Here is a 17,400-nt window from a genome sequence, read left to right on the forward strand (position 1 = left end):
TAAGAGTGAGACAATCGCTGATAAAGAGGAGAGCATCGCTGATAAAAAAGAAACAATTGCTGATAAAAAGTGAAAACCGCTGATAGACATGCTATAATCGCTGAAAGGATCCTAAACTAGCTGATAAACCTATTAAATTTAATATAGAAAAGGAGAGAGTTGATTGATTGTAAAACCCTTCGTACCATCTCCATTGACAAAAGGACTCCAAGCTCTTGTGACTCGGATGCAGCCCACGCACCCACAATATCAAAATTTTCAGCAGGAACTTAAAAATAAAGAAGCTGGTGATTTTGGTGAGCAATATGTTATGAAGGAACTACAGCAAATAGCACTGCTCAATGATTGCTACATTTTCCACAATGTAATACTTCCCTCTGTTCTTCCCATGCAAATTGATATTTTACTCATTGTCCCCAACGCTATTATTCTATTAGAAATTAAAAATATTCGAGGAACTGTCCATTTTAAAAGTGACCCTCGCCAGCTCATTCGAACATCGGAATCTGGAGAGGTTCACGTTTTTACGCATCCTGAAATTCAACTTGAACAGTATATTCAAAGTATGAAATATTTCTTAGACACCCAAAATGTATCTATCCCCATTTATGGAGCTGTTGTTTTCCCATTTAATAATGTAAATATTCATCGAGAAGACGGACGATTGCCAATTTTAATGGCAAAAGAGTTACCGATATTCCTGCATAAACATTTAGAGAAAAACAAAGAGACAGCAACAATGACAGAAATCAAAAACATTATTTTGTCACATTTACAGCACAGAACGCCATTTCCACTTTGCCAATACTATCAAATTGATGCCTCTGCTTTGCGACGGGGTGTTTATTGTGAAAACTGTGGGGAGTTTGGGATGGAGAAATTGCGCATGACTTGGTATTGTCAAAGTTGTAAATTTCAATGTAAAAACGCACATATACGAGCACTACTGGATTATCACATGCTAGTAGGAGATACAATATCGAACAGTGAATGTCGTGAGTTTCTGAATATAGAGAGTCAGTATGTAGCAAAACGGCTTTTACAAAAATTAAATTTATCAAGTACCGGGCCAGATCGAATTAGGAAGTACCATTTGTCCAACTTATATTGGAATTCGCCGCTAAAAGAGTGAGTTACGCCGCTAATCAAAGGAAGAACGCTGCTAAAACATCAAAATTGCGCCGCTAACCAAGCAAAGAACGCCGCTAAAACCCAAGATTCCGCCGCTAACGGGCAAGACTCTTGCCAAATGACAGACTTAAAATAGAGTTCGCCGCTAAAAGAGTGAGTTGCGCCGCTAATCAAAGGAAGAACGCCGCTAAAACATAAAATTGCGCCGCTAACCAAGCAAAGAACGCCGCTAAAACCCAAGATTGCGCCGCTAACGGGCAAGACTCTTGCCAAATGACAGACTTAAATTGGAGTTCGCCGCTAAAAGAGCGAATTGCGCCGCTAACCAAAGGAAGAACGTCGCTAAAACATCAAATTGCGCCGCTAACCAAGCAAAGAACGCCACCAAAACCCGAAATTCCGCCACAAACAGACAAAACTTTTGCTAATTGGACACAGAAAACAGTTTCAAAATAACAAATTAATTCACACTTTCATTGGAAAGATGTATACTATAATGCAGAACAAAATGCATCACGCATTTATAGAACATATAACATAACTACTCGTTTTTGAAAACGGAAGGAAGAATAGAGAATGACTAAATCAATTTGTGTCGTTGGACTTGGCTACATCGGTTTACCAACGGCTGTAATGTTTGCCAACCACGGCATAAAAGTACATGGGGTGGACGTAAACCCGGCAGCAGTAAAAAGTATTCAAGAGAAAAAACTGCATATTGAAGAAAATGGATTGCAGGAGCGCCTGAACAAAGCAGTAGATGAAGGATTTTTAACGGCGTCAACGACACCACAGGAAGCGGACGTATTCATCGTTGCTGTTCCATCGCCAATTAATCCTGATAATACAGCGAATTTAGAATATGTGCGTCAAGCTACGGCTTCGATTGTGCCATTCTTGAAAAAAGGTGACCTTGTCATTCTTGAATCGACAGTACCACCGAAAACTGTAGAGCACATTATGCTACCAGAATTAATCAAAGCAAATCTTGAATTTGGTATCGATTTATTTGTAGCACATTCACCAGAACGTGTTATTCCTGGTCGTATTTTTGAAGAATTAGTGAACAACGACCGTATCGTTGGTGGGATTGATGACAAGTCTGCACAAATGACAAAAGAGCTTTATCAAACATTTGTGAATGGTACAATCCACCTTACAGATGCAACTACAGCTGAGTTAGTAAAAGTAATGGAAAACACTTACCGTGATGTAAACATTGCTTTTGCCAATGAGCTTGCAAAATTAGCAGAGAAGTTAGACGTAAACATTTGGGAAGCGATTAAATTTGCGAACTATCACCCACGTGTAAATGTTCACTTCCCGGGTCCTGGTGTAGGTGGTCACTGTATCGCGGTTGACCCTTGGTTCCTAGTTGAGCTAGGTGGCGAGACAGCACAAATTATTCACTTATCCCGTAATACAAATGATAGTATGCCAAGCTTTACAGCACAAAAAACACAAGCAATCTTAAATCAAAACAAAATTGCTGGTGGCAAAGTAGCTGTTCTTGGACTAGCCTTCAAAGGTAACGTAGATGATATGCGCGAAAGTCCATCTACAATCGTTATTGACGAGTTACAAAATCTTGGATTAGAAGTTATTTCATACGATCCACACATTAAAGAAAACAAACATGCTACACAAACACAAAGCTTAGAAGAAGCTACAAAAGATGCAGATATCATCGTTGTTCTAACGGATCATAATGAATTCAAAGCATTAGACACTGCAGAAGTTACAGCGAAATCAAAAATCGTCTTTGATACGAAAAACTGCTTAAAACGTGATAAATGGGAAGAAGCAGGCTTCCAGTTCCACCTTTTAGGAGATGCGAAAAACCGATGAAAGAAACAGTACTTGGCATCAATGTCAATACGGAAGGCTACGATGAATTAATGGAAATGGCATTCGGGCGTATTGAAAAAAAGCAAAAGGCGCTCGTTGTTGCCATCAATCCGGAAAAGATTATCAAGGCAAAAGAGGACCCTGCTTTAAAGAAGCTGCTTAACGACGCGGAATTTCAAATTCCGGATGGCATTGGTGTTATTCTTGCTTCCAAAATTCAAAAAGGGCAAATTCGTGAACGTGTTACAGGCGTCGATATGATGATGAAGCTTTGCGAGGAAGCTGCAAAACGTGGCAAGCCTATTTTCCTTTATGGAGGGAAACCGGGTGTTGCAGATGCGGCAAAAGCAAAGCTAGAATCATTATTCCCTTCTATTAAAATAGTCGGCACACAGGACGGCTATGAAAAGGACGAACAGAAGGTACTTGACCGCATTAATGAAGCACAACCCGATTTACTTTTTGTAGCGATGGGCAGTCCAAAGCAAGAAAACTGGATTAATGCAAATCGCGATCAATTGCATCCAACCATTTATCAAGGCGTGGGTGGATCATTCGATGTGCTGGCGGGTACAGTTAAACGTGCACCAGAGGTTTTCCAAAAATTTGGTCTTGAATGGTTTTATCGATTAATGAAAGAACCGAAGCGTATCAAGCGTCAAATCGCACTTCCATTATTTTTATTGGAAGTGGCAAGGCAGAAACGTCAATAATTTTAAAAATTGGTATTGTCGTTTTAAATTGAAAGTGTTAGACTGTATTTGTATAGGAATTTCCTCTATGAAATAAATAGAATTCCCTGCAAGGAAACAACGGTTGGTAGCCCAAGCGAAAAAAGCTCAAGCATTTATATGCTTGAGCTTTTTTCGTGTCTAGAAATATAATTCTACACTTAAAACATAGATGCATTATCCAAAGATCCCACAGAACATTCACCGAAACGTCTTCTTTTTTACGCCATTACATTTTCCATAGAACCAAAAAGAATTACCAATTTTCATATCTATATAATTGGATGTCGGACCTATAATTGTTATTTGTTGTAAAAACGTTGAACATTTAAGGATCGTGTTCCAAATTATTGTTGGAAAAGATGTGTAATAATACTTGAAAAATCAGCTTAAATAGATAACAATGGTAAAAGAGAGTTGCATGCCCATGTTTTTCCGGAAATGAATTAGAAACTTTCCCAAAATATGATTGACAACTTTTAGGTATGCAACTATACTTTTATGTGTAGTTGTTTATTTACTGCAATTCTATGTATTTGTAGTAGAGACATATTTTATGAACTTAGAGGAGGAAATTTTTCAATGGCTAACCAACCAAAGAAATACAAAAAATTCGTAGCAACAGCTGCTACAGCTACATTAGTAGCAGCAGCTATCGTACCAGTGGCTTCAGCAGCAAGTTTTACAGATGTAACAGACACTAACTCGCACAAAGATGCGATCAGCTCTCTTGTAGACGCTGGTATCATCAAAGGATATCCAGATGGCACATTCAAACCAGACCAATTTGTTTCTCGTGGTCAAGTGGTTAAATTATTAGGTCGCTGGTTAGAAACTGAAGGTTATGAAATTCCAACTGACTGGAATTCAAACCAACGCTTCAACGATCTACCAGTAACAACTGCTGATAAAGAATTAGTGCAATATGCTGCACTTGCTAAAGATGCAGGCGCATTTAATGGCGTAAACGGCAACTTAAACTACTCACAAAATATGGCACGTCAACAAATGGCAATCGTTTTAGTTCGTGCTATCAAAGAAATCCAAGAAGTAGATCTAGTTAAAGAGTACAAAGATGCTAAATTCACGAGCGAAATCTCTGACTTAGGCGGTCTTAATACTGAACAACGTGAAGCGATCACTGCTTTAGAGTATGCTGAACTAACAAAAGCAGCTACACTACCAGGTAAAGCATTCAAACCAAATGACACAATTACTCGTGCTCAATTCGCTTCTTTCTTAGACCGTACAATGAAACTTGAATTCACAGCTCCTGCAAAAGCTGCTGTAAAAGCTATCAACAACACAACTGTTGAAATTACATTTGACAAAGAAGTTGAAAACGTACAAGCTCTTAACTTCGAAATCAAAGATTTAGAAGTTAAAAACGCAGCTGTAAAACAAACTAACAAAAAAGTTGTTGTTTTAACTACTGCATCACAAACAGCTGACAAAGAGTACACTGTATCTCTTGCTGGCGATGAAATCGGTAAATTCAAAGGTGTTACAGCTGTAATCCCAACTAAAGTTGATATCGTAGACCAATCACTTCAAGGTAAACTTGGGCAACAAGTAACACTTAAAGCACAAGTAACTGTAGCTGAAGGTGCTTCTAAAGCTGGTATTCCAGTAACATTATTCGTACCAGGTTCTGCTGATGGAATTAAAGCTCCAGTTACTGTTGAAGCACTTACTGACGAAAATGGTGTAGCAACTCACACTTATACTCGTTATGCTGCAACAACTGATGCTGTAACTGTATATGCAACTGGTGATCGTTCAAAATTCTCAACTGGTTATGTATTCTGGGGTGTTGATACAATCCTTTCAATTACTGAAGTAACTGAAGGTGCTACAATCAACAACGGTGCTAACAAAACTTACAAAGTTACTTATAAAGACGCTGTTACAGGTAAAGCTGTGTCAAACAAAAACTTAAATGTTTCATTCCTAGAAAACATTAATGTTACTCCTGATAAATTACAAAATGTAACAGTTAATGGTGTAGCTGTTAAACAATTAACTAATGATACAGCTCCAGTTGCTGCACAGGTTACAACTGATTCTAAAGGTGAAGCTACATTTACAGTATCAGGTACAAACACTGCTGAAGTAACACCGGTGGTATTTGAAGCAAACAACACAGTAGTAAACGGTTCAACAGTAATTGACTACAAATATGATGCTTCAGATTTACAAGTACGTGGTGCTAAAGTTAAATTCTCAGCTATACAATCAGACTACAAAATCGATGTTACTCGTGAGGGTGGCGAAAATGCAGCTATCGGTTACGAAAATGGTCGTGAATACAAAGTAGTTGTAAAAAATAAAAATGGTGAAGTTGCGAAAAATGAAGTAGTAAACGTTGCGTTTAATGAAGATATTGACCGTATCATCAGCACAAATACGGATGCTTACTTCGTAGAGTTAGATGATAATGACAACCGTATTTATAAAAATGATTTAAAACATATCACTGTTACAACTGACTCTAAAGGTGAAGCAAAGTTCATCATTGCTAATGATAAAGAAAGCACATATGGAACTCCTGTAGTTTGGATTGATATTAACAGTGCGTATGTAAACAAACAAGGTGTCCTTGATGAAGGTGAACCGAAAGCTGTTGCACCAATTACTTACTTCGAAGCAGAAAAATTAGAAGGTGCTTCATTAAAAGTTAAGAATGCTAATGGTAAATTTAAAGCTACAGCAGATTTAAAAGGCAATGTAGCGGCAGAATTTAAAGTAGAACTAGTTAACCAAAGTGGAGAGGTAACTACGATTGGGACACTTGGTGATGTAACTTATACAATTTACAACACCGGTTCTAGTGTACTTTACCTTGGAGACGCTGGTTCAACAACGGTTTCTGATAACGATAAAATTTCACCAAACCGTAGCAAAACTGTTAAATTAACAAGTTCAGAAGTGTTAAAAGTAAGTTCTGTTGATGGTAAATCTGGTTCAGTTAAAGTTGTAGCAACTGGTAAAGCAACTAACGATAAAAAAGATTTCAACTTTATTGCAAAAGAATCAACTGCTAAATTCACTGCAACAACTGATGTATCTAACTTAGAAAAAGGAAATATCGTTTCATTTGATACTTCTAAGAAAACATTAACAATTGAAGGTAAAACTGCAATTAAATTTGCTGGTGAAACAGGTAAAAAATATGCTTACCGTGATGAAGATAACCGACCAGTATCAGAAGAAAACTTCGTAAAAGCATTAAAAGCTGCAGCATTAGCTGGAGGGAAAACTGGTTTAGAAGTTACTTATGAAGTAAAAGGTGATGACATTACTTTCTACCTTAAAGCAGTAAGTGCTGATGCTCCAGTTGATACAGCAACTGTAGCAGATGCTGCAGCAACAGCTTTAAAAGAAGCTAAAGAAAAAGCAGCAACTCATAAAGAAGCTGATTACACTGCAGAATCTTATAAAGCATTAACTGATGCATTAAAATTAACTGAAACTACTACTGCAGATAAAGAAGCTAAAACAAAAGCTATTGAAGCTGCAATCAACGGATTAGTAGCAAAAGCTGACGCTGCAGATACTGCATTAAAAGCAGCTAAAGCAAAAGCAGATGCTCTTAATGCAGCTGATTACACAGCGGCATCTTATAAAGCAGTAACTGATGCAGGTAATTTAGCTGAGGGTACTACTGCAGAAAAAGACACTAAAGCAAAAGCTATTGAAGCTGCTATCAAAGCATTAGTAGAAATGAAAAAAGCAGAAGCTCCAACAGCTACAGCTACAGTAGATGCTGCTGGTAAAATTGTTACAGTTACATTCTCTTCAAACGTAACAATTGCAGATGGTCAAACAATTACTGTTGACACTAAAGCAGGTACTGTTGCTAAAGTAGACACTGCAGCTACTAGTACAACAATTACATTTGCAGATGCTCCAACAGCTGATGGTGAAGGAACAATTACTGTTAAAACTCCAGCAAATGCTACTGAAAAAGCTGGTAACTTCACGTATGAAGTAAAATATGTTGAAGCAACTAAAGCGTGGACAGTAACTTCTAAATAAAACTAAACGAAACGTTACTTTATAAACTAGCTTGCTAGTGAAATAAGTAGATTATGGCCCCGTAGATATAACTTTAATTAGTTTGACTCTACGGGGTCTTTTCTAACTATCGATTTTGTATTCATCAGGGAAGTTCTGATGCGTGGGAACAGTTCCGTTTGCTCACGAGCCTAATCCTCCTGCATCCAGTGCGAGTGTCTATCCGCTTAAAGGGGTGAAGTCAGGTGAAGTCGTACTCAAGGAATTGAGGCGGGGTTCTTTAAAAAATGGCTATGGCTAGGACGACGAATCCATGTAGGCTGTATGTGTCGATTATGTATGCGTAAATTGCTAGGGGTTCATGCATAATTCTTTCATTTGCAATAATGAGGAGATCATCTGCATAATTTGGGAACTGTTAAACAGATGATGGGCATACTGTATAGTGGGAGCCTAAGGTCATTAAAAAGAGGGAACAAGACGATGGAACGTTTGAAGTCTTTTCGGAAGAGGTTCGATAGAAAACCTACGAAGCCGAAGAGATGGCAGCGGGTTCATAGTAGTGTGGATTGCTAGCCGATTGGACTTGTATGGTAACATATGAGAAGGGTAAAACTAGTAGGAGCGAAGGAACCCAGTCAGTAGTAGTTCTAGGAGAAACTTATTTCCCCAAAAATTTGTTTCTTTCAATATGGTATTTTCCAGAGGCAATCATGTATGAGATTGCCTCTTTTTTTAGTTAAGAGAAGTATAAACTAGCCTCTCAACCTGTAACTGGTTGAGAGGCTATTTCTTTTGATATATATATTTTGCCTTTGCTTTTATCGTTATGCAAATAAGATGGAATGTGTAATCTCTATGTAGGGTTAATTTGTTTATATGTTATTAATCTGATGTAAATTATCAATTCTCTATAGAATGTGTATATTTCCACTATTACAATTCATTAACATAATATAAATACTATAAAAATAGTGTATTAACAATAATATGTTTACATATATATGTAGTGGGGAAATATGTTTCGAATAGTTTTACTATTGATGGCACGCCGTATGCGATGAAAGTCGCCTGTACGGTGTAGGCCCAAACCGAAAGCCTAGATAGAGATATATGGTATAAGGTGGGAATAGCAAAGATAAGTTTACTTTGTCGTTAATGCATTCAAACGACACTCATGCGAATTTAAATAATATTGCTAGAAAGGTGACAGCAGTTAAGGAGGTTAGAGCCAAAAAACCTGATGCATTACTATTAGATGCAGGAGATGTTTTCTCTGGAACTTTATATTTTAATGAATTTAAGGGACAGGCTGATTTAGCATTTATGAATTTAATGCGTTATGACGTGATGACATTCGGTAACCATGAATTTGATTTAGGTTCGACACCTGAAGGACATCAAGCCTTAGTTGATTTTATTAAGGGAGCACATTTCCCATTCGTTTCAGCTAACGTAGATTTTTCAAAGGATGCAAAGTTTAAAGGTCTATTTACGGATCTTATCTCAAGTGAGCCACAAAAAGGTAAGATCTATAACGGGATTATTAAAGAAATAAATGGTGAAAAAGTGGGGATTTTCGGCTTAACAACTGCGGAAACAAAAGAGATTTCCTCTCCAGGCAGTGTTGCATTCAAAAACTACATCGAGGAAGCGAAAAAAGCGGTAAAAGCTTTTGAAGATAAAGGTGTCAATAAAATAATTGCCTTAACGCATATTGGCTATGATGATAACCCTGTATATGATAATGATCTTATTCTAGCAAAATCTGTAGAAGGTATCGATATTATTGTTGGTGGGCATAGTCATACACAGCTTGATAAACCAACCGTTGTAAATAAAAATTCGACTGGACAAGCAAAAGATCCAACGGTAATTGTACAAGCATATCAGTACAATGATTATTTAGGTACTTTGGGCGTTACTTTTGACCAAAAAGGTGTTGTCATTGAGCATAATGGTGCTTTATTAAAAGTAGCTGATTATGCTGAGGATGCACAAGCAGTAGAAATGTTAAAGCCTTTTAAGCAAAAAGTAGAAGAAGTTTCAAAGAAGGAAATTGGTGCAGAAGCTTTAGTAGCGTTAGAGAATCCACGTACTGGTGGAGATAACACAAAGCCAAGTGTACGTAGAAACGAAACACCTTTAGGTAATGTTATTACAGATGGCATGCTTGCGAAAGCGAAAAAGTATAATGCAAATGTCATTATGGCTCTTCAAAACGGTGGAGGTATCCGTGCTGGAATTGATCAAGGACCTATTACAGTTGGTGAAGTAATAACTGTACTTCCTTTCGGTAATACATTAGCGACAATGTCTTTGACAGGAAAAGAATTGAAACAAGCATTTGAAATAAGCGTTGGGCAATACCCAGCTGAAAATGGTGGTTTCCTACATGTTTCAGGTGCAAAGGTAGAGTTTGATTCTTCTAAAGCAGCAGGTCAACGTATCGTAAAAATTTCATATAAGGATGCACAAGGAAATTACAAAGAAATTCAAGATAACGAGACTTATACAGTTGCAACAAATGCATTCACTGCAAAAGGTGGAGATGGCTTTGATGTCTTTAAAAAGGCATATGAGGAAGGGCGAGTGACAGACTTAGGCTTATCTGACTGGGAAAACCTTGCTGAACAACTTAAGTCCCTAGGCAAAGTCAATCCAAAAATTGAAGGAAGAATTGTAGACGTTGCTAATAGTCTAGTACCTGATAAAAATATCCCAGAGTCAGAATTCTCTGGTACAGCAGACAAACCAAAAGTGTATGAAGGAAATGTAACAGTAGATGTTAACAATATTTCTTTATTAGAAAATGCGGTAGTGAAAGGAAATTTAATTATAACAGGTGCTTTAAAGGATGAATTATCTTTTTCAAACATACAAGTAGAAGGGAATCTGGATCTTTCAAAAACAGATGCTAAAAAAATTAATTTTAATGGAATCACAGTTAATGGAGAAACAATTCAATAATTCTTTTGCAAAGTCTTCTCTTAATAGAGGGAAGGCTTTGCATTTTAAAAACTAACTTTCCTAAATTTGAAAGGAGAATTGACTAGATGCCAAAGAAGAATTGGAAGAAGCCGATAAACGCCTTTTTAGCAACAACCTTAGTCGCGAGTGTTGCCGCACCAGTAGCACCTCTCACTGTACAAGCTGAAACATTAGCAAAGGATTTAATTATTTCAGAGTATATAGAAGGAAGTTCCTTCAATAAAGCGGTTGAAATTTATAATGGTACAGGCGCCGCGGTTGATTTAAGTAATTATACGCTAGAACTTCATACGAACGGGGAAGTTACCGCGAAAAATAAAGTGAATCTGACAGGTATTCTAGAAAGTGGGGCTACCTATGTTTTATATCATAAAGATGCAGCGCCTAACATTAAAGCAAAAGGAAATCTAGAAAACTCAGCTGTTATTAATTTCAATGGAAATGATCCAATTGTATTAAAGAAATCTGGTGAAATAGTCGATTCTATTGGGCAAGTTGGTTCTTCAGCGGATTTTGGTAAAGATGTAACTTTAGTAAGAAAGAGTTCAGTATTGTCGGGTGATACAATTATTGATGATCCATTTAATGCAGCTTTAGAATGGACTTCATATCCGGTAGATGATTTTTCTAATTTAGGCCAGCACGTTATGGATACAAATTCAGGTGAACCTGTTGATCCAGAAAATCCAGGACCAATCGATCCGGGGACTCCTGCCGTCCTGTCAATTGGAGAGGCAAGAGCTAAAGGCGTAGGCGAAACAGTTACCATCAAAGGTAGAGTTGCGGCGGGCTTGAAAAATACGTTCTCCGTCCAAGACGAAACAGGTGGTATTGCCGTAAGACCTACTAGTTTAGCTATGTCTATTGGTGATGAAGTTACTTTAAAAGGTAAATTAGCTGACTATCGTGGGCTATTACAATTAGATGGTGCTACAATCGTTGAAAGGGTTGAAAATGCCGGTGTACCTTCTCCAAAGGTTGTAACAGGTGCTCAAGTAAATGAAGATAGCGAATCACAGTTAGTAACAGTGAAGAATGTTACGCTTACAGACGTTCAACAAGGAGTAGGGTGGGCAAACTTTACTGCTAATGACGGAACAAATTTCCTTGTACGAGATGAAACAAATTCGCTAGATTTAACTGTCGGTACAAACTATGAATCTATCACTGGTATTGTTCAACAGTTTGATAACGACTATCAAGTCATTCCTCGATCAAAAGCAGATATCGTAGTGGACAGTTCGGCATTGAAGCCTGCTAGCGCATCTCCTGGAAGTGGCACGTTTGTTGGAAAAACAACAGTAACTTTAACAACACCGACAGCCGATGCAGAAATTTATTATACATTAGATGGCACGGAGCCAACTGATAAAAGTCTTAAATATGAGACATCAATTGAGATTAGCAAAAATACTACTTTAAAAACAATAGTTAAAGCTAAAGATGGCACATTTAGCAATATAACTACATTTGATTATAGCATTACAGATCAATTACAAATTCATGATATTCAAGGTGCAGGGCATACTTCTCCATTTGATGGTCAGACAGTTGAAGGAATTGAAGGAATCGTCACGTATTCATTTTCGTTAAATAATAATTGGTATTATACGATTCAAACGCCAGATGAACTGGCTGATCATGATCCGAATACTTCTGAAGGAATTTTTCTGTATAGTGGAAAGAAACAATGGCCAATAAAGGTAGGAGATTTAGTATCTGTTAAAGGAAAAGTAAGCGAATATGCTTACGATGGCTATGATGATAGGCAGCAAACGGATTTAAAAACAACACAAATTAATGTGCGTGACGATCAAGACGGAAAAGTAGAAGTCATTAAAAGCAGTGTAGCTTTACCAAAAGCAATTGAAATAGATAAGTTAAAAATGTCATTTAGTGAGATCGACAGTGATCAGCTTGAAATTTTTAATCCAACAATCGACGCAATTGATTTTTGGGAAAGTCTCGAAGGAATGAGAGTAGAAGTTGGAAATGTGAAAGCTGTAGGACCACAGGATCATGGAGATTTAGTAACAGTACTAGAGGATGAACCAACGAACACAATTCACGGTGGGGTATTGTATGAGAAAGAAAATGCAAATCCAAACAGAATTCAATTCCGATTAGAACCGAATGGAGCTGCACGCGATCTTGAAGTGGCAACAGGTGATAAATTTAAAGGGCCAATTACGGGAATCGTAGGCTATTCTTATCAAAACTTTAAAATCTATACTTCTTTAGATGAGATGAAGGCAGCTTATGAAAAGGGAGATACATCTCCAAAGACGACAAAAATAGAAAAGGCAGAAGATAAGTTAACAATTGCCTCATATAATTTAGAAAACTTCTCTAATAACAAAACTTCTACAACTGATGATAAAGCGAGAAAACTAGCAAGAGCAATTGGTATTGATATGGGCAGCCCTGATATTGTCGGCGTAACAGAGGTGCAGGATAATAACGGGCCATCTCCAGGTGATTCCAAAGCGGATCAAAGTTATCAAAGATTAATTGATGCTATTAAAGGTGTAGGTGGTGTCGAGTATCAGTATGTTAATATCGATCCAATCAACAATCAAGACGGTGGAGCACCGGACGCTAATATTCGAGTTGGCTTCCTTTATAATCCAAAGCGAGTTAAGCTGATGGAAGGTATCCCATCAGGAGATGCCACAACAGCTGTTGGTTATAAAGATGGGAAATTAACATTGAACCCTGGTCGAATTGATCCGGCAAATGAAGCTTTTAATAGTAGCCGCAAACCTTTAGCAGCACAATTTGAATTCCAAGGTGAAGATGTAATTGTTATCGCAAATCATTGGAATTCAAAAACAGGAGATACTCCTTTATTTGGTGCGATTCAGCCGCCAAAGTATGGAAGTGAAGTGCAACGTAAAAAAATCGCCAACATTGTTTATAATTTTGTTGGGGACATTAAATCAAAAAATCCAGATGCAAATATTGTTTCTTTAGGTGATTTTAATGATTACCAATTTGCAGATGCGCTTAAAATCCATGAAGGTCAATTGATGACAAATATGATTAATAAAGTAGATGCTTCTGATCGTTACACATATGTATTTCAGGGGAACTCACAAGTATTAGATCATATTTTAGTGTCAAACAATCTAAAAGACAAAACCAATGTCGATATTCTTCATATTAACGCTGATTTTACAGACATGGCTGGCCGTGCAAGTGACCATGATCCTGTAATGGTTCAAATCGATGTAAAAAAAGGTTCAACTGTTGAACCGATTCAGCCTGAAATAGTATATGATTATAAGAACTTCAAAACAAATAAATTGACAATAAATAAACCTAGTATAGCAGTTCATTTAGATGCACAATCTGTTATTCCAAAAGGTGTATTCCTTAAAGGTGCCTATGTGGAGCTACATGGAGAAGGCTTTAAGACGACTGATGTTACCTTTAGTCCAGTTAAAGCAGGGATGATTATCGATCTAAAAGGCACTGCTGTGAAAACAATCACAATTGAAGGTCCAAATGTCAGTGAAATAAGAGGCGCTGAAAATATTGATATTCAGTCGATACAATATAAAAAGGGTGCAGCTCCTGAGCAAATTAAATTTACAAATTCGAAAGGGGATCCCATTGTGGATCCTTCTTTACCATCTGAAAACAATCAACCAATCATTAAAAATCCAATTTCAAACAAAACTATAGCTGTTGGAGAGGAAATTAAAATTGATTTAACAGATCATTTTGCCGATCCAGATGGTGATGAACTTTCATTCACGGCTACAAAAGGCACTATAAGTGGAAAATTATTAACACTCAATTTAGATGAGGGTAGTCATATTGTTGGCGTTACAGCATCTGATGGAAAGAAAAGTGTCACTACAAGCTTCAGCGTTACAGTGACTGCTAATGATTATTATGCAGGAGCCTATAACAAGGAAGGTCATGCACTAAAAAAAGCTCTTCATGATATCATTTCTGAACAAAAGGTACTTTCTTATGATGATGTTTGGGATGCATTAAAGTATACGGATGAAGACCCTAATAATTCGAATAATGTCGTTTTATTTTACTCTGGGAAATCTAGTCCGAAAACAAACAATGGCGGCAATGTAGGAAACTGGAACCGAGAGCATACGTGGGCAAAATCACACGGTAACTTTGGGACAAGCAAAGGCCCCGGAACAGATATTCATCATTTACGCGCAACCGATGTACAAGTGAATAGCTCAAGAGGAAATTTAGACTTTGACAATGGGGGCAGTCCAGTCGCTGGTTGTAATGGCTGCTTTAAAGATTCAGATTCATTCGAACCACCTAATCGCGTAAAAGGTGATGTAGCACGTATACTATTATATATGGCAACTCGTTATGAGCCTGGAGATAAGGTTGATCTTGAATTAAATGACAAAGTCAATAATGGAACAGCCCCTTATCACGGTAAGCTCTCTGTTCTTTTACAATGGCACAAGCAAGATCCTGTAGATGAATATGAAAAACAAAGAAATGAAAGAATTTACGAAATCCAAGGCAATCGAAATCCATTTATAGACCATCCTGAATGGGTGGAGAAGATTTGGTGATGGAAAGTTCAGTTAATACAGTGACTTAAACTCTTAATATTACTTTCTTCTTTATTAATATAGAAGAGTACTCAAAACGCCACTTCAAAGTTTAATTTGAAGTGGCGTTTGTTTAAATTCTACTCATAAAGCTAACGAATTGAAGCGGTACACCGATATGGCTGTGCCTTCTCCGTGGTAAGCGAAGAGGATTTTTCCTTATGTAGGAACTTTTTCAGACAACACCTTGTAGTTCGCTTCCTCTTTTCAACTCAGCCTCATGCGATCGAGCGGGCAGATAATAATTCAATAATGCGCGGTGCTGGCTTTCGTGAATAGCTACTAGTCTGTTTACTTTTTCGTTTGTATCTAAAACAACTTGTTTGATTTGCTGCTACTCAAATTCTACTACTTCAAGACGATTCTCAACCGATTCAATTCGACTATTAATTGAATCAAGACGATGATTAATTTGCTTTAATTCGCTTAATACTTCCTCCATCGATTTTACTTCTCTTCTATTAAATATATCTATTTTGCTTATCTATCTCTCATTAATATAACCTCCTCATTATAGCCATAGATTACAAGTATCACCATTGCATTCATCGACAAACTATGACAGACTTAAATGAGATATAATAGTTTTAGGAGAATGTTTAGTGATTAAAGAGTGGGATTTACTGCGTGTGGTGGCGTGTTTGTCTATTTTACTATTACACACTTCTTCATGGATTATTATGGAGGTAGGTGTAGAGCCAGAGCAGTCGTTTTATCTGTTTTTACGGATTGCGCTGTGTTATGCGACGCCAACGTTTATTTTATTGTCTATTTTAATTTTAGCGAATCGTTATCAGGATAAAATACCGAATAACTTTTGGCCGAATAGAATTCAATATATTTTTCTACCTTATTTAATATGGGCAATGCTTGATTCGGTAATTGTAGAGTTAATTTATCACAATGGCTTAGTATGGGATAAGTTTGTCAGTAATATTGTTTACGGCGGGTTTGTAGGCTGGTTTGTTGTGGTTATGATGCAGTTATATGTAGTCTTTGCGTTGATGAAGCGTTTTAAATGGTCTATGACTTGGTTTTTACCGTTATGTGTACTGATTATGTTAATCCATCATTCATTGATTGCCTTGCCATATCCATTTTTTGAAGAGAATGAACTCACGTTGCGTTTACTATTTACGGGTTGGCTTGGTTATTTTGCGATAGCTTATGTGATGGGTGTGTATTATACGCAGATTGCTGCGCTTGCGAAAAAGTATCGTTACGCGACGATTGTGTTGCTTGTGTTATCTGCTATCTTTTTATATATCCGTCTGCAGCTCGGTTATACAGAGACGCATTCGAGACGACTTGATTTAATACCGCTTGTTATAAGTATCGCCTTGTTGGTAATTGCCTGGGGGCAGTCGCTACCTTATACGAAAACGGTTCAATTGCTAAGTCGATATGCGTTTATGATCTATCTCATTCATTGGGAGGTTCTGCGGATATCAACAGGATGGTTTGTGGACCATTTTAATAGTACATTTGTCCGAGTGCCATTGCTAATGCTGTGGGCGCTAATCGTTTGTATTACGGTGACAAAGTTGATTTCCATGCTTCCATTTAGTCAGTGGGTAATTGGGAGAATAAAAAGACGTACCGCATAGGAAAAGCAGTGATTTCTTTAATTATAGAAATCACTGCTTTTTTTATTTCACCGGTAGCAAAAAGGGATGCGCTACTAGGGATAGAAGTAGCACAAATAGCATCTACCATTTCGCAGTCTCAATAGATTCACGAATATGGCATACGAAACGAGGTATCTGTTCCAACCATTTTTATAAGACCCATTTTCAAGACAAATTAATATTCCATAAAAACCCCATGCCATAAATGTCCAGCACGCCCCGTTCCAAAAGCCCGTAACCAAGAATCGCTGATACCTACGAGAAGATCGCTGATAAAAAGCTTAGAATCGCTGATAAGCTCAAGAAGATCGCTGATAAAAAGCTTAGAATCGCTGATAAGCTCAAGAAGATCGCTGATAAAAAGCTTAGAATCGCTGATAAGCTCAAGAAGATCGCTGATAAAAAGCTTAGAATCGCTGATAAGCTCAAGAAGATCGCTGATAAAAAGAC

At 37.4% G+C, this 17,400-nt stretch carries 7 protein-coding genes and 1 pseudogene; 7 read left to right on the plus strand and 1 reads right to left on the minus strand.

The features are described from left to right. Window positions 1-163 precede the first annotated feature (163 nt). The 7 genes and pseudogenes from ACMZ42_RS07745 (at window position 164) to ACMZ42_RS07775 (ending at window position 16,929) form a co-directional block, all read left to right on the plus strand. On the plus strand, window positions 164-1,132 hold the full coding sequence (locus ACMZ42_RS07745; RefSeq protein ID WP_415731071.1) for a nuclease-related domain-containing protein: 969 nt from the start codon (window positions 164-166) through the stop codon (window positions 1,130-1,132). Between the two features lie 575 nt (window positions 1,133-1,707). Further along, window positions 1,708-2,979 carry a nucleotide sugar dehydrogenase gene (locus tag ACMZ42_RS07750; RefSeq protein ID WP_402872150.1) on the plus strand — a complete coding sequence of 424 codons (1,272 nt, stop codon included), beginning with the start codon at window positions 1,708-1,710 and terminating at the stop codon, window positions 2,977-2,979. Next, window positions 2,976-3,692 carry a WecB/TagA/CpsF family glycosyltransferase gene (locus ACMZ42_RS07755; RefSeq protein ID WP_415731072.1) on the plus strand — a complete coding sequence of 239 codons (717 nt, stop codon included), beginning with the start codon at window positions 2,976-2,978 and terminating at the stop codon, window positions 3,690-3,692. The genes ACMZ42_RS07750 and ACMZ42_RS07755 overlap by 4 nt, the downstream gene beginning before the upstream one ends. A 600-nt stretch (window positions 3,693-4,292) precedes the next feature. After that, window positions 4,293-7,748: an S-layer homology domain-containing protein gene (locus ACMZ42_RS07760; RefSeq protein WP_415731073.1), complete on the plus strand. Its 3,456-nt coding sequence runs from the start codon at window positions 4,293-4,295 to the stop codon at window positions 7,746-7,748. A 1,113-nt stretch (window positions 7,749-8,861) separates the two neighbouring features. After that, window positions 8,862-10,697 (plus strand): annotated as a pseudogene (locus ACMZ42_RS07765) (bifunctional metallophosphatase/5'-nucleotidase); the annotation flags it as partial. A gap of 86 nt (window positions 10,698-10,783) precedes the next feature. After that, window positions 10,784-15,283 carry an endonuclease gene (locus ACMZ42_RS07770; protein WP_415731074.1) on the plus strand — a complete coding sequence of 1,500 codons (4,500 nt, stop codon included), beginning with the start codon at window positions 10,784-10,786 and terminating at the stop codon, window positions 15,281-15,283. Between the two features lie 641 nt (window positions 15,284-15,924). Further along, window positions 15,925-16,929: an acyltransferase family protein gene (locus ACMZ42_RS07775; RefSeq protein WP_415731075.1), complete on the plus strand. Its 1,005-nt coding sequence runs from the start codon at window positions 15,925-15,927 to the stop codon at window positions 16,927-16,929. Window positions 16,930-17,125: 196 nt separating this feature from the next. Here ACMZ42_RS07775 and ACMZ42_RS07780 read toward each other — a convergent pair. Then, the coding region (locus ACMZ42_RS07780) for a hypothetical protein (RefSeq protein ID WP_415731076.1) at window positions 17,126-17,400 on the minus strand (275 nt) is incomplete at its 5' end.

Source organism: Lysinibacillus sp. NPDC056185 (assembly GCF_047737915.1).
Lineage (GTDB): Bacteria > Bacillota > Bacilli > Bacillales_A > Planococcaceae > Lysinibacillus.